The organism is Arenicella xantha, from assembly GCF_003315245.1.
GTDB lineage: Bacteria > Pseudomonadota > Gammaproteobacteria > Arenicellales > Arenicellaceae > Arenicella > Arenicella xantha.
In genome coordinates, this window is sequence record NZ_QNRT01000004.1 from 108,504 (window position 1) to 121,939 (window position 13,436).

General features: G+C 44.6%; 12 protein-coding genes. 2 read left to right on the plus strand and 10 right to left on the minus strand.

Annotated features, from left to right (window positions below):
• The first annotated feature begins 28 nt into the window (after positions 1–28).
• Entirely contained in the window at positions 29–1,195 is a 1,167-nt protein-coding gene (locus tag DFR28_RS14150) for a glycosyltransferase family 4 protein (protein WP_113955032.1), read from the plus strand.
• 59 nt (positions 1,196–1,254) lie between these two features.
• On the plus strand, positions 1,255–2,178 hold the full coding sequence (locus tag DFR28_RS14155) for a glycosyltransferase family 2 protein (RefSeq protein ID WP_113955033.1): 924 nt from the start codon (positions 1,255–1,257) through the stop codon (positions 2,176–2,178).
• Positions 2,179–2,205: 27 nt separating this feature from the next.
• On the opposite strand, the gene DFR28_RS14160 is transcribed toward DFR28_RS14155, so the two are convergent.
• From DFR28_RS14160 to DFR28_RS14205, 10 genes are all read right to left on the minus strand, one after another.
• The gene (locus tag DFR28_RS14160) at positions 2,206–3,363 is read right to left on the minus strand and encodes a glycosyltransferase family 4 protein (protein WP_113955034.1); all 1,158 of its coding nucleotides are present in this window, start codon (positions 3,361–3,363) and stop codon (positions 2,206–2,208) included.
• Between the two features lie 244 nt (positions 3,364–3,607).
• Positions 3,608–4,573, minus strand: a complete 966-nt coding sequence (locus tag DFR28_RS14165) for a glycosyltransferase family 2 protein (protein WP_113955035.1) — start codon at positions 4,571–4,573, stop codon at positions 3,608–3,610.
• Positions 4,574–4,592: 19 nt separating this feature from the next.
• The gene (locus tag DFR28_RS14170; protein ID WP_170132112.1) at positions 4,593–5,309 is read right to left on the minus strand and encodes a class I SAM-dependent methyltransferase; all 717 of its coding nucleotides are present in this window, start codon (positions 5,307–5,309) and stop codon (positions 4,593–4,595) included.
• A 177-nt stretch (positions 5,310–5,486) separates the two neighbouring features.
• Positions 5,487–6,623 carry an acyltransferase family protein gene (locus tag DFR28_RS14175; protein WP_113955037.1) on the minus strand — a complete coding sequence of 379 codons (1,137 nt, stop codon included), beginning with the start codon at positions 6,621–6,623 and terminating at the stop codon, positions 5,487–5,489.
• Positions 6,624–6,807: 184 nt separating this feature from the next.
• Positions 6,808–7,758, minus strand: coding sequence for a glycosyltransferase family 2 protein (locus tag DFR28_RS14180; RefSeq protein ID WP_113955038.1), 951 nt, complete (start codon positions 7,756–7,758; stop codon positions 6,808–6,810).
• Positions 7,755–8,732, minus strand: a complete 978-nt coding sequence (locus tag DFR28_RS14185) for a glycosyltransferase family 2 protein (protein ID WP_113955039.1) — start codon at positions 8,730–8,732, stop codon at positions 7,755–7,757. The genes DFR28_RS14180 and DFR28_RS14185 overlap by 4 nt, the downstream gene beginning before the upstream one ends.
• Positions 8,719–9,759: a glycosyltransferase family 2 protein gene (locus DFR28_RS14190; RefSeq protein ID WP_113955040.1), complete on the minus strand. Its 1,041-nt coding sequence runs from the start codon at positions 9,757–9,759 to the stop codon at positions 8,719–8,721. The genes DFR28_RS14185 and DFR28_RS14190 overlap by 14 nt, the downstream gene beginning before the upstream one ends.
• 1 nt (position 9,760) lies before the next feature.
• Positions 9,761–11,095, minus strand: a complete 1,335-nt coding sequence (locus DFR28_RS14195; RefSeq protein WP_113955041.1) for a glycosyltransferase family 4 protein — start codon at positions 11,093–11,095, stop codon at positions 9,761–9,763.
• Between the two features lie 142 nt (positions 11,096–11,237).
• Positions 11,238–12,470 carry an ABC transporter ATP-binding protein gene (locus DFR28_RS14200; protein WP_113955042.1) on the minus strand — a complete coding sequence of 411 codons (1,233 nt, stop codon included), beginning with the start codon at positions 12,468–12,470 and terminating at the stop codon, positions 11,238–11,240.
• Positions 12,467–13,309 carry an ABC transporter permease gene (locus DFR28_RS14205; protein ID WP_425455481.1) on the minus strand — a complete coding sequence of 281 codons (843 nt, stop codon included), beginning with the start codon at positions 13,307–13,309 and terminating at the stop codon, positions 12,467–12,469. The genes DFR28_RS14200 and DFR28_RS14205 overlap by 4 nt, the downstream gene beginning before the upstream one ends.
• Positions 13,310–13,436: the final 127 nt, after the last annotated feature.

The window sequence follows — 13,436 nt, forward strand, 5'->3', positions numbered from 1 at the left end:
TGGTGGTATTTAGGTTGTGGAATAAATAATGGCTGGTCAGCCCTGTGACGTGCAATTATTGCGTTGTTTTCGAAGTGACTTTCGTATCAGCATGGACGTCTATGCGGACTCTTTGGGGGATGCCTTACTATCGTTAGGGCATCGTGTTGATCATTTTGTGCCGAGCTCTCGACTAGAGCGGTTTTCTAACAATCGACTGCTGATGCGTTACTTGCGCTACGTTCACTATCCGCGGAGTATTGCCTCGGTGAGCGACGAATCCCCGGCGATTCAACACGTGGTTGATCATGGCTACGCCCATCTCTTACCGCGACTTAGTGCTGCTGTAAGAGTTTGCAACGTGCATGACCTTATCCCGATGTTGCAGTGGAAGGGGGCAATTGAGGAAAGCTTGTCACTTCAGCAGGCAACCTCAGTGAATCCGCGTCGAGCTCGAAAACCAGTGTTAAACCTACACTCCTTATCGTTTTTGCGGCGCTATGATCACCTCATAACGATTAGTGAGAGCTCGGCCATAGATATTCAAAAACATTTGGCTATACCCGCATCTAAAATATCAGTCATTCCTCCGGTTTTGAGCCCAGAGTTTCAACCCGCAGGTGGATCGGAAATTGACCGTATTCGCAAAAAGTATGGTTTAGCAAAAGATCGCAAATGGGTAATGTTGAGTGGTCGTGAGTTTTACAAAAATCATCCAACAGCATTGGCTGCGATAAAACAACTAAAGGCTCGTACTCAGGCACCCATTTCTATAATCAAGACCGGATGGCAGTCTGAAGAGTTTTCGCAACAGCTTAGTCAGGCTGGCCTTACTGATTGTACGCATTCGGTGCACATCGCTAAGGGCGATATGGCTGGGATCTATAGCGCGGTTGATTGCCTGCTGTTCCCATCATTATATGAGGGCTTTGGTATGCCGGTGGCCGAGGCGCTGGCCTGCGGGACCCCTGCGGTTGTTTCAAATCGCGCATCATTGCCTGAAGTTGCTAAGCCCTTACTTCACGGCGTAGATGCATTTGATATCGGTGCAATGGTTGATGCTTTGGAGCAAGCACTGTTTGATTTGCCGTTTAGAGATACGATTGCGCAGCAAGGCCCAATTGAGATGCAACGTTATGCGCCAGCTAATATTGGTGGTGCGGTTAGCCGCTTGTACAGACAGCTGCTTGACGCTAAACGGGCCTCAGCAATCTAGCCTTAGCGCTTTGATTGACTTGATAATATGATGCATCAGTTAACGGGTTTGGGGGAAATTTGAGTAATATTTCAGTGGTGATTCCAAGTTACCAACGAGCAGAAATTGTGTTGGACACAATTGCACTTTTGTTAGATCAAGTGGTGCCAGCCGACGAGATAATTATTGTAGATCAAACCGCGTATGCGAACTCAGATCGGTTTGCAAAGGAGTTAAGGCAACTTGATCTGGATGGGAAAATCAGGTGGATTCGTTTAGACCAACCATCTATTCCACATGCAATGAATGTTGGCCTAACAAGGGCTAAATCGGACTATGTATTATTTTTGGATGACGACTCGAGCTTTAAGCCTACTCTGATCCAAGCTTATTGTGATTACCTTGACCAAGAGGACGTGGTTGCGGTTGTTGGGCAGGTGGTTCAACCTTATGAAGTTCCCACAGAATTGCCCTTGAGCTACCAAGCGGGGAGTGGAATCTATCGCGATCTTAGCTTTAAGTTTTACGCTACAGAAGATCGCTGGATTCATAATTGCATGGCTGGAAATCTATTAGTTGATAAGCATCAAGCGCAGCAAGCCGGTGGTTTTGATCAGCAATTTGAAGGAGTTGCTTACCGTTTTGAAACAGAATTTTGTCGTCGTCTAATTCGTCATTCTGGACAGGCCTTTTTGTTCGGATCTAAGGCTTCAATTGATCATTTGAAGTTGGCTAGTGGCGGCACTCGTTCAAAGGTTCGGAATTTTCTTACTTCGAGCAGCCCCGTTCACAGCCAAGGGGACTACTATTTCGCGCTCCGCGAATCGCAGGGAATTGAGCGTTGCAAGTATATTGCAGTGCGCTTTTTCGGATCGATTATTGCTCGCTTTTACGTGCGTAACCCATGGTGGATTCCGGTACGTTTAGTGGGAGAGATGAGAGGTCTCGCGGTAGCGTTGCGTAAGCATTGGCAATCACCTATTTATCTAATAGCGGACGAGTGAGAGTCAAATCAATGCGATACAAGGGTGTTAATTTTTAATCGCAGAGAGAGCTGCGAGTAGCCCTTGAACATCTTCTTTATAACTCCAGGCATTTATCTTTGCTAGGCTGCCTTGCCCCATATCGCGTAGGCGTTGAGGGTTCGCAATCGCCTGTGCTAATGCGGTTTCCAATGCCTGTTGGTTGTTCGCATCAATTACCCAGCCATTGTCACCATCTGCAACTAAATCGCGTGCTGCGCCGACCTCATCGGTGGTAATGATTGCTTTCGCAAAATTCATCACTTCATTAATAACTAGGCCAAATGGTTCGCGCTCGGATGGAAGCACGAATACATCGCAAGCGGCCATAACCTCAGGTAGTTCTGTCTGGTTCTTAAAACCCAAAAGTTTGACTTGATGGCTTAAGTCTTGATTCTTGATGATGGTTTCGATGTTGTCTCTATCGGCGCCGTCACCGACTAACCATAACTCCGCGTGCTGGCGAACTTCTGGCGCTAAATTGGCAAAGGCCTGAACTAGCATTGGGGCGTGTTTCCTAGGTATAAACTTAGATGCATAGAGAATGATGCATTTATCTTGCTGTTTTGATAGGTCCGCTGGCCGTGGAAAAGACTGGAAGAAATCGTTGTTTACGGCATAGGGTGAAAAGAACAGCTGTGAATCTAGGGCGCCGTAATGTTGATAGTAGTCGCGGTTGTCAGAGCTAACCCACATAAGTCCATGAGCGAGTTTAACCAGCTGGCGGACAAACACATCTTTTAGCAGCCCCTTTGGCGAGCTTGTCAGATTTGACTCTCCTCGAAACAATAAAGGTAGTTTGCGAGTTTTACAGAACCAGATGACATACATGAGAGCTAGGTTGTTGTAGCCATGAATCCAGACAGCATCCCATGTGGATTCAGTTAGAGCTCGTTTAACACTCGCTATGCGAACGCTTGGGTTGGTGAGTGAGAATTCCCCAGGATTAGTCTTAGCGGGCAAAAATACGTGTTTGTATCCATCGGTGAGTGGAATATCCCATTTTATTTGCGTATTAAACCCTTCATCATGATAGGCCTCGGTGGATTGACCACTCAAAAAATATACAGTTAAATCAATCTGTGGGTGCTCGGCGATCTCTCTCAATAATGGGGCTTGATATTGAATGGGGTGAGATACGAAGTAGGCGACGCGGTGCGGTTTCATGAAAATATCTTGTCTGGCATTTGCGTGAGATGATAGTTGGTGGCTTTACTGCAAAATCTGCCGGCGAGTACTCTATTAACTGTAACTAGTGAGTGGGAATCTATTGTCCACCTTCTCGATGTGTACATTTTCCCATGAAAGTGAACCTGTTGCGATCAAAATGGGCTATTGGGCCTAATGAATACTTCCTAAGAGTATTCGGTATCAACGCTATTTTTAGTTTAGCTCTCTGTGGGAAGTCCAATCATCTCGATGCAAAAAGTCTTTTTATTGGAGACAATAAACGATAAACCACTCGAATTACTCTAGGCGGGGTGCGGTAGATACTCATTTGGAGGAGCGATTTCTTCTGGTGTCTGTCGCTAATTGTAGGTATCAACATATCAAGCTTTTGCAAGACGCATTGTTTATACAGAACCCACAAAAAGCCGTTAACTTGATTTTCTAGCGCTAAATTATCTAAGCCTTTATCAATGCAAAGCTGATAAATCTTAAATATCGCTTTGATCTTATGCTCGACGTAACGAGTGGTGTTTTGAGTTTGGCCTATGCCATGTGGGGTTAGGATCCTTGAAAAACCTACTTGGGGAAGATGCAAGACATTGTCATTGGATTCCATTGACAACATCAGTCGAAAGAAATATTCAGACTCTTGCCAACAACCCAAGTCTTCGTCCCATCTTTCACCGCTCTCAGAGAGGAACGTACGTTTAAACATAGGCATATTGGTATTCAGGCCAAATGTAAATTCGTCGAACTGATTATTCACAATCGCGGACAAGTTACTATGAGCAGCCTCAAGTTTTAGGTTGCTATCGCCATTTAAGCAGCCATCAGTGTAAACACAGCTAAGTCGTTCATCGGTTTGAAACGCATCAACGCTAATTGCTAGCTTGTCGTTCATTAAAAAATCATCGGCATCCAAAAACTGAATATATTTACCTGACGCTAGATCAAGGCCCAGATTTCTAGCCGAATTGCCTCCGAAATTGGCCTGGTGGCTTATTTTAATAAGAGGCTGATATCTATTTTGCAGCTCAGTCATTAACAGCGCGGTGTTATCTATAGATCCATCATTGACGATGATGATTTCAATATCTTTGCAGGCGTCTTCAAAAACGGATTCTACTGCGCGAGTTAGGGTTGCATCACAATTGTAAGCAGGAATAATAACGCTCACCATCACATGTGTCTCTTTTTCAATTGCCATAGCGTGTGGACTGATTAATTCATTGGCCTAGGAAGGTGATGTCTGCGTACTTTTTGTCGGTTCCTGAAATTTTGTAATCGAGCTGGTATTCCGAAGACCACTGCTCAAGAATTTTGGTCTCATCAGCGCGCTGACAGTCATCCAATAAAATCGTAGAGCCTTTTTGCAACTGCTTGTGCATTATCGGCAACAAACCATATCGACCTCCTTTGGTTGAGCCTGGGGGGCCATCACAAACAACCAAAGAGTAACTCCCATTGTCGAATTTTCTCTTGTCATACCAATCAAATTTTTGGTAGTTCGTTAGTGGAACATGAAGAACTTTACAATTAGTAAATCCAAAGTCACGGAGAACTGAGTCTAATCGTTCCGCCCATTGAGACACGTGTTCTAAAGCCAGTAGTTGAATTGAGGAGGATTGTGTCACCGCAGCCATCACTAGTGTGGTAATACCGGAGCCACATTCCAAGATATTTGAATTGCTCTTTAATGCCGCTGCAGCACAAGCTTGCAAATATCGACTGTCAGCCGACCAGTCAGGGTTCCCCCATCCATAGATTATGCGATCCATAAGCGCTCTCGAAGCATCGCTTTCCAAATTGATATAGTTTTCTGGAGTTTGAATCAGTCTTTTTATATGAAATTTTAATACTGCCGAACGATGATATCCGCGAATATAGTCTTGAAGGTTCGATGGTAGTAGATTACTAAATAACCACTTGCTGATTAATTTCATAATACTTCGCATTATGTTTATACGGATCTAAAGGATTGAAGTATATACCAAAAAATAATTCGTTATTTGGGCCAACGACTCGTTTCAGCCTGCTACCGAATCATGAGCGAGGTGCATGACAATGGCTTGTGTTGACGCTGGAATCCTCTCAATTTTCGACCTAGTGTTTGAGTTACTTTAGTGTTTTTTAAGGGCTAAGAAATGTTTTTCGAAAAAATGAAAACTGATCCAAGCGACCGAAGTGGATAAGCAAAGTTGCAGTGAGAAAAAACCAAAAGCAACCTGGTTTTGTGAAAGTAAAAAAGCACTGAGCCAGGGTACAAGACTGTCTTCAAGGTAGTCGTTAAATAGGAAATGGTAAATATAGATGCCGTAGCTGTACTTTGCTAAGAACGCCAGAATAGAAAACCTAAAAACACCGGTATATTCTTTTTTCTTAAGGGCCATAGTTAAAGCATAGGCAGAGACTATGCCAATGGTCGTTGGTAATAATGCTCGGTGGAGATAAAAGTCAGTACCGTGTTTAAATATCGCGGAGCCTTGGCTTAACCAAATCATCCAAATTAGATAGCATGCTGACAACAGCGCCAGACACAAGAAGGCGGGTTGGCTTTTTAGCGGGTCACGGCGAGCGGCAACTAACGCACCTAAGAGCAAACCATCGCATCTGAATTGGCTAAACCCAAAAGTGATATCAGGTTCCGTGCCGGTGTATACAGCGTAAAAACGCCAAGTGATTACGCCAAGCCATGTTATCGCTAAAGTGGTTACGAGGCTCTTGCGGGAGCAATACATAACTAAAAGGGGAATCAGTACATAGAACTGCATTTCAAGAGCCAAGCTCCAAAAGTGACCTAGGTTTATATCCGCTGCGTAGAACGAAGCATTTAGGTCTAATATATTGTTGTTTATGTACAGCCAATATGGGTAGGTTTCGTGCAGGCGTGGCATTTCAGCCCCCGATATTGCGGGATAAGCGATTAGTACTAATGCCAAAGTCAAATAGTAGATTGGCATAATTCTCAGCAGTCTATTCCAGAAAAATACACTGACCGGACGACCGCGCTGTTTGATATCCAATAGCATGCTGCAGACCAGATAACCTGACAAAGCAAAGAATAAGTCCACTCCTGCCCATCCGATATTAGCGACCTTAAACACTAATGATGATAGTCCTAAGTTTGGATTGCTATTGGGAGTGCAGTGGTAGAGTAATACCAACATGATCGCTAAGCCGCGCAGGGTGTCGAGGCCGGCTATCCGAGTACGAGCATTAGATATTACGGTTTTATCGATGATCTGAACGGTGGGCATGAGATATCTTGACTGATGAGATTTTGCTCCGGTTACAATAAGATTAGTCGAAATATTCGACAGATCGTTGACCGGTTTACGAGTAGTGTTAGCGCGCTATCAGTGTGCTTAATATGAATGTCTTCTTTCTTTGCTTGGGCAAAACTCTTCAAGGTTTTCGATTAAATAGGGCGACTAGTAAATTCTAAAGTAGCTTTTTTGCTTGAAGATATAATATTTTCAGTATGGTTTTCCAGCGCGCTGGTTTTAGTTTAAACGATTTCACTAAGTATGAGAGGCTTGCCTCTGGGTTTGTGTCAAACAGGTTGGAACCTAAGTAATAGTAGTAGTCGGCCAGTGCGCTTGGTTTACTTTTTTGATCATCGGTCTGGGTGCGTTTTAGGTTTGATAATTGCTCTAATGCCGCACTGTCACTGAGCCCGCTGGCTCTTGCTACGATACAAGATTTTATAATTTCAGTGGTCGCTACTTGCTGGTCACGTTTTTGCGCGGAGATCGAATTTGCCTCGAGCGTCGCCTCATAATAGACGTGTTCTAGCGTTGTTACATCGCCTACCTCAATAAGCCGGGTCCATAAATCGAGATCTTGTGCTACTTCAAATTGCGCACGATAGCCACCAACGTTGTTGTACGCAGCGCGAAGAAACATTGTACTGCCGTGGTGGGGAGGACCGTTTAGTGATTGATCGTCAGATAACATCAAGCCAGCCTGCAATTGATCTGGGCTTTGATCGTTGGTATATAGAAGTTCGCCTTTTGGGGTCGTGAATCGAGTTGACGTTGAGATCAACACCAGTCGACTATTAGATCTCATTGCCTCAAGTTGTGCCTTTAACCGACCGGGCAGAGAAATATCCCCCACGTCTTGTCGCGCGATATACTCTCCCTTAGCGGCTCTGCATCCATTAATTAATGCTTTCGTTATTCCTTGATTGGATTGATTAATTACTTTTATTCGAGAGTCTTTCGCCATATAGAGGTTAATAATTTCCTCGCTCTCGTCAGTTGAACCATCGTTGATAATAATGAATTCGAACAAGACTCCTTTCTGACTTAAAATGCTTTCGATTGAGCTAGCTAATACTTTGCTGCCGTTATACACAGGCATAACGACTGAGATGATTGGCCGATTCATTTTCTTAATTTATCAATTTGTTCAGACAGCTTTCCCATGGCTTGCCAGCCTATGAGTTGCGCACCTAGTTTATAGAGGGTCATTCCAAGTACGCTAATGTTGCGACTCTTTAAATGGGGTTGGACTAAATTGAAAAGGTCTCTAGATTCATCTGCTAGGCCGGCTGCGCCAGCTTGGCGCGACAGCAAAAAGCTGTATTTGAGTTGCGTTACGAACTCGCTTGATTCAGTGGCAGGAGGGGCGTTAAGTGATTGTCCAATAATTGCCATTCTGGCATTAACTCTGGATTTCAACTTCTGTTGGTCCCGCGCGCCATCATGACTTAATCTGGCCTCTTGGTGTTCCATTTGTACTGATAGAATATCTGGAACGTACGCCAAGCCAGTAGAATTAAATCCGATGCGGCAATCGTACTCCCAATCTTCTTCATTGATCCAGGTATGCCAAGGCCCCGCTAATTCTACTACTCTGCGAGTATATAGAGGCGTCGATGTATCCCACCACCGACTGGCCAACATGGCGGGAATGATTTGATCTATTTTCTCACCAGTTCGCTTCCAAGGTGTGACTACTGAACCGTCAAGACGTTGGAGGCTGGTTTGGCAATAGCAGACGTCGCATTTTGGGTTTTGGTTTAACTTGCCTACTTGCTTAGTAAATTTTTCCGGCAACAAGATGTCGTCACTATCAAGGTATTGCACGAATTCGCCGGTAGCATTTAAACGGCCGGCTTCGCGTGCCGCCCCGGGGCCTGAATTTTCAATGCTGAGCACTCGAATTGCACTGTGCTCGTGCCGTAGAGCATTAGCAACGCTTAACGTGTTGTCAGTGGATCCATCGTCGACAATGATGATTTCGATTGATTTATAGGTTTGACTTAAGACACTTTCGACCGCTCGACGAAGCATCTCTGGGCGATTAAACACAGGAATAATGGTGCTCACCACTCCGGAGTTCACATTAACGGTCATCATATTTAGCGTTTGCCTGTTTAAGCTTCTTTACTCGTTCCAGTGCCGGTTGTTTCGAAAGTTCGTGGTGCAAGTGTTTTGTGAGCGTTGGATCAGTGTCTTGTTTTTCCGGTTGTGGAGCATGCCACAGATGTAAGATTGGTAGATACGTATAGGGCCAAACCCTTTGCGTTTGGGCTCGCTCCCAAAACTCATTATCTTCTCCTCCCCAGCCGAGAAAGCGTTCATCAAAGCCTCCAATGTTATTGAAGCCACGTTTCGATGCGCCAACTGAACCTCCACCTTCTAGGTTTTGCATTATTGAGTCAAAACCCAGCGTTGGCAAAACATCTTCCTGCGCCAAAATAGCATTGGTGCTGATCTGGTCAAAGTAGAAAACAAATCGCTTTAAATTTATAAAGTCATAGCCTTGCTGTAGTCGAGACAGGATCTCATAGGCGTAACAACGTGGCACCAACATGTCATTGTCATGAAAAATAAGGGCCTCGGCTCTGGCATGAGTCGCTCCAACGTTAAAGCCCCATGACCGAGAATACGGGGTGGAGTCGTCGGTCGGAATAATATGTACGTAACGTACCCATTTGGGTAGGTGGTTTTTAATGCGTGGCACTGAATCTTGTTCTACTACAATACACTCGCAAGCGCAGCCTGTTTGGGCGGAGACTGAATCGAGCGTTTTGAGCAGTAAGGGTAATCGCTCCATCCCGCGATGACCAATGATAAAGCTAACTTCTGGCTGGCCTGAGTGCGGTTGTGTTGCTGGCGCTAGATCGATTCTATGTGAGCGCATGGCAAACTTGTATAACAGGGCGCCAAACCTTGGAAACACCGAAGGGAGATAAAGGTCTGATGTCCACTGTCCCTCGCATGCAACTCCGGAGGACTGGTCATGTCGTATTAGTTTCTGGTGTCTGTCTCTTATTTCGATCCAAGCAGGCGTGCCAAACAAAAGTTGACGAGCAAAGCTGCATATATATATCGGTACGTCCCAAAACAAGGCTCCTAATTTTTGTCGAACGCTGGTGGTCATATTATTTATTGCCCTGATCTATATAGGCATGTAATGATGTCGATTGGCTATCGACCTTGCTATGACTGTGTGGCCACTCTCCGCCAGAATCTGTGTGTTTGAACCTAATTCCTAATCGTCGTTTGATGCCATCTAATAAACGCAAGCCGGACTGGCCGAATAGTTTATCTATCGTGGTTGATAATCTGCCAGAGTCGGTGTGGGAGGCAGGGAGCTGGTGGTAATGTTTGGGCTCAAATTCCATAGCGTAGTTAATCTGTTCAGCCCAAGCAGAAATTGAACTATATAATGAATATTTTGTATCGACTAGAGTTTGTGAGTTTTGCGCTAATTTCGCTCGGAGCACTGCGCTGCTTGCTTGTTGAAGCTTAGCGACTGCTGTGGCAGTGTCGCCAATTTCAAATATTAAGCAGTTTTCACCATCAATAAGACTACGCTCCTCGGCGCAACCAATGTATTGGCTGGTGACTAGAGTGAGACCATGCTGAAAAGCCTCCCACGCGACGATCGGGCCGGTTTCCCAGTATGAGGTTAAAAGTAAGACATCGGATTTCGCATAGATCTGTTCTCGCAATGCGTCGCTGTCTAAAGTACCGAAATACGTTATGTTTGAATCGTCGTTTTGCTCAACAACCCATTTTTCAATATCTTGCCTTTTACTCCCGTCGCCAGCGATCAAAATCTCAACGTTGTCGATCGTTTTGCGAACATTGGTGAAAATATCGATTAAGTCATCAATGCGCTTCTGGTCTTCATCTAACCGGCCTACATAGGCTATGGTAAATTTAGATGCGTGAGTTGGTCTAGTATAAGACGGAGGGGCTGCCGCTACTCCATATGGGGCATAGAGTACTCGTTGTTTGCCTATTTGGGTGTTTCGGCAGACAAGTTCCTGCGTGAGCTTGTTAGTGGTAATAACCGCATCAATAACATGATGATACTGTTGGATGTCATCGATTAACCCTGGGTGAATGCCGTGGATTGACGTAATCACCTTAGTTTTAATATCTGAATGAGTGCGTCTGAGATTGTTAATCGCGCGATAAACATCGGCTATATTAACGACGATAATTGCGTCGGGTTGCAATCGAACTATTAGTCGTTCTAATGCAAACGTTCTCCCGATAGACGATCCAGTTGGGTTGTCAATTGTGTGGCTATTTTCAAATGGATGAATTTTTAGGTATTCATCGACGTCATGCAGGTCGCCACTTGTTAACGCAATGCCGGCATCGAGGCCATGCTCCTGTAGTCCCGGTACTATGTAGTCTAACCAAGTCTGAACGCCTCCCAAGGGGTAAGCGGAGGGTGCGATAAATAGAACAGAACGAGTCATGCCGGTAACGACTCGCTTAAGAACTTCGACGTTTCACTGGGGCGTGTGATATCTATTTGCAGGAGTTCTCGAGGTCTAAGTGCGGGCTCTATGTGACATAATGAGGTTGATAGTTCGGAAGCATTCATATGTAATAAATATGCTACGAAAGTAGTCGCCATTTTAACACTGGTGCGATTATTCCTGCACGCGCACTGTTGATTACGCAATGTTCTGGAGAAATAGTCACTTCTAAGTTTACTTCTTCTTGGCGTGTTTTATTGAGTGAGTGAATATATCGCACGAATATCGTTGCTGTGTACTTGCCCGGCTTTAGTATATTTGCTTGGATTTCACAGGATAAGGTTTTAGATGTGCTCTTCTCTGAGGGAACTTCCTTTAGGGAATCTTGATCCCAAGAAGTAAAAAGGATATTCCCAAAATCATCGGTGAAACGCACTGCGGTGGTCATTCCAGGTTGGTCAATATTCTCTAATGAAATTTGGATGGTCGTAGGTTCATCAAATTGGAGTATCTCGGACGGTTCTCCGTGTTGATTTTTTATTAGGATTTCTTTTACATATTTGCAGTTATTGTCTTTGTCCAGCCAGTGAGCAGACCCGAGCCGTTCGGCAGATAGGTATTTGCCAATCGCGGTTTCCGGTGCACCATCGTACTTTATCTTGCCATCTTCTATGTAGATAATCCGCGAGCACAGGCTTTTAACGGAAGCCATATTATGGCTAACAAAAAACACGGTTCTACCGTCGGTTGATGAGTCTTTAAGTTTGCCCAAGCACTTCTGCTGAAAAGCGAGATCGCCTACAGCTAAAACTTCATCGATAATCAGTATGTCTGGGGCTAGGTGTGCCGCTACCGAAAATGCCAGTCGAACATACATTCCACTCGAATAGCGTTTTACCGGTGTGTCTAGAAATTTTTTAACTTCCGCAAACTCGATGATATCTTCCATGCGGTCGGAAATTTCGCGCCTCGTTAATCCAAGTATTGCACCGTTCAAATAAATATTCTCTCGACCAGTTAGTTCTGGGTGAAACCCAGTGCCGACCTCGAGTAGGCTTGCTAGTCGTCCTTGGTAACGGATCTGGCCTTCGGTTGGTGCCGTTATTCGACTCATTAACTTGAGTAGCGTGCTTTTGCCGGCACCATTTCCGCCAATTATCCCAACAACTTCACCGGGTTTGACTGAAAACGAAATGTCCTTCAATGCCCAGAATCTCTCTTGTGAGTCATCGGTGCCTTTGAGGCGTTTAATCCTTCTAAGCGGGTTTCGAATCGCGCCCAGCAGCATTTCCCTGAAGCTTTGGTCAACGACGACCTCACTGCCAAGTAAATATTGTTTGGATATACCTTCAACTTGAACAGCGTACTTCATATGATATCTGCGAAGCGACGTTGGGCTTTATCAAAGTAAAAAATGCCCAGCATGAAAATGAGAATTGATAGGACGCTAGAAACCATCATCCCAGTGACATCGAACTGTTGGCCGAGAAAACAGGCCCGTATACCGTTGATCCAGGCATACATAGGATTAAGATATAGAACCCAGCGCCACATTTCTGGAATAGACGATATTGGATAAATAACCGGTGTGACATACATCCACACTTGCAGCATAAATGGAATTACAAAGCGAAAATCTCGGTAGGTTACTGTGATAGCGGCGAGCCAGCTTCCTACTCCAATTGACGCGACCATCAGTCCAGTCAGGAAAAATGGTAAATAAAGCAGGTTCCAAGAAAGCGGCTGAGAATAAAACAACATCAGGACTAAAAGAATAAATGACCCGATAAGGAAATCAACTAGCGATACACCGATCGATGCGATGGGAACAATTATCCTAGGAAAATAGACTTTACTGATTAAATTAGCGGACCCAACTAAGGACACTCCGGCCGAGCTCACTGATGTGGAGAAAAAATTCCAAGCTAGCATTCCAGAGAAAACAAAAATCGGGTATGGAAATCCATCCGACGGGATCTTTGCTAATTTACCAAATATAAGCGTAAATATAAGCATCATCGTTAATGGCTGAATCACTGCCCAGGCGATGCCCATTACGGTTTGTTTATATCTGACTTTAATATCACGAACTATCATCACCCAAATTAGTTCACGGTACGACCAAAGTTCGAGCGCACGTCCGGTAGAATTTTGGTGCTCAGCGTCAATAATAGTTATTGGTCGTGAATTCGACCTGTTTGAACTTGGCACGATGCGTTAATTTAGATGATTGCTTTCAGGCTTGATTGTACATCAAAGATTTTCTCTATTGTGATTCGCATTGGGAAAGTCGAGCCGTTAATTCACATTAAGTTTCACCGAGTGCGAGCATTGTGGT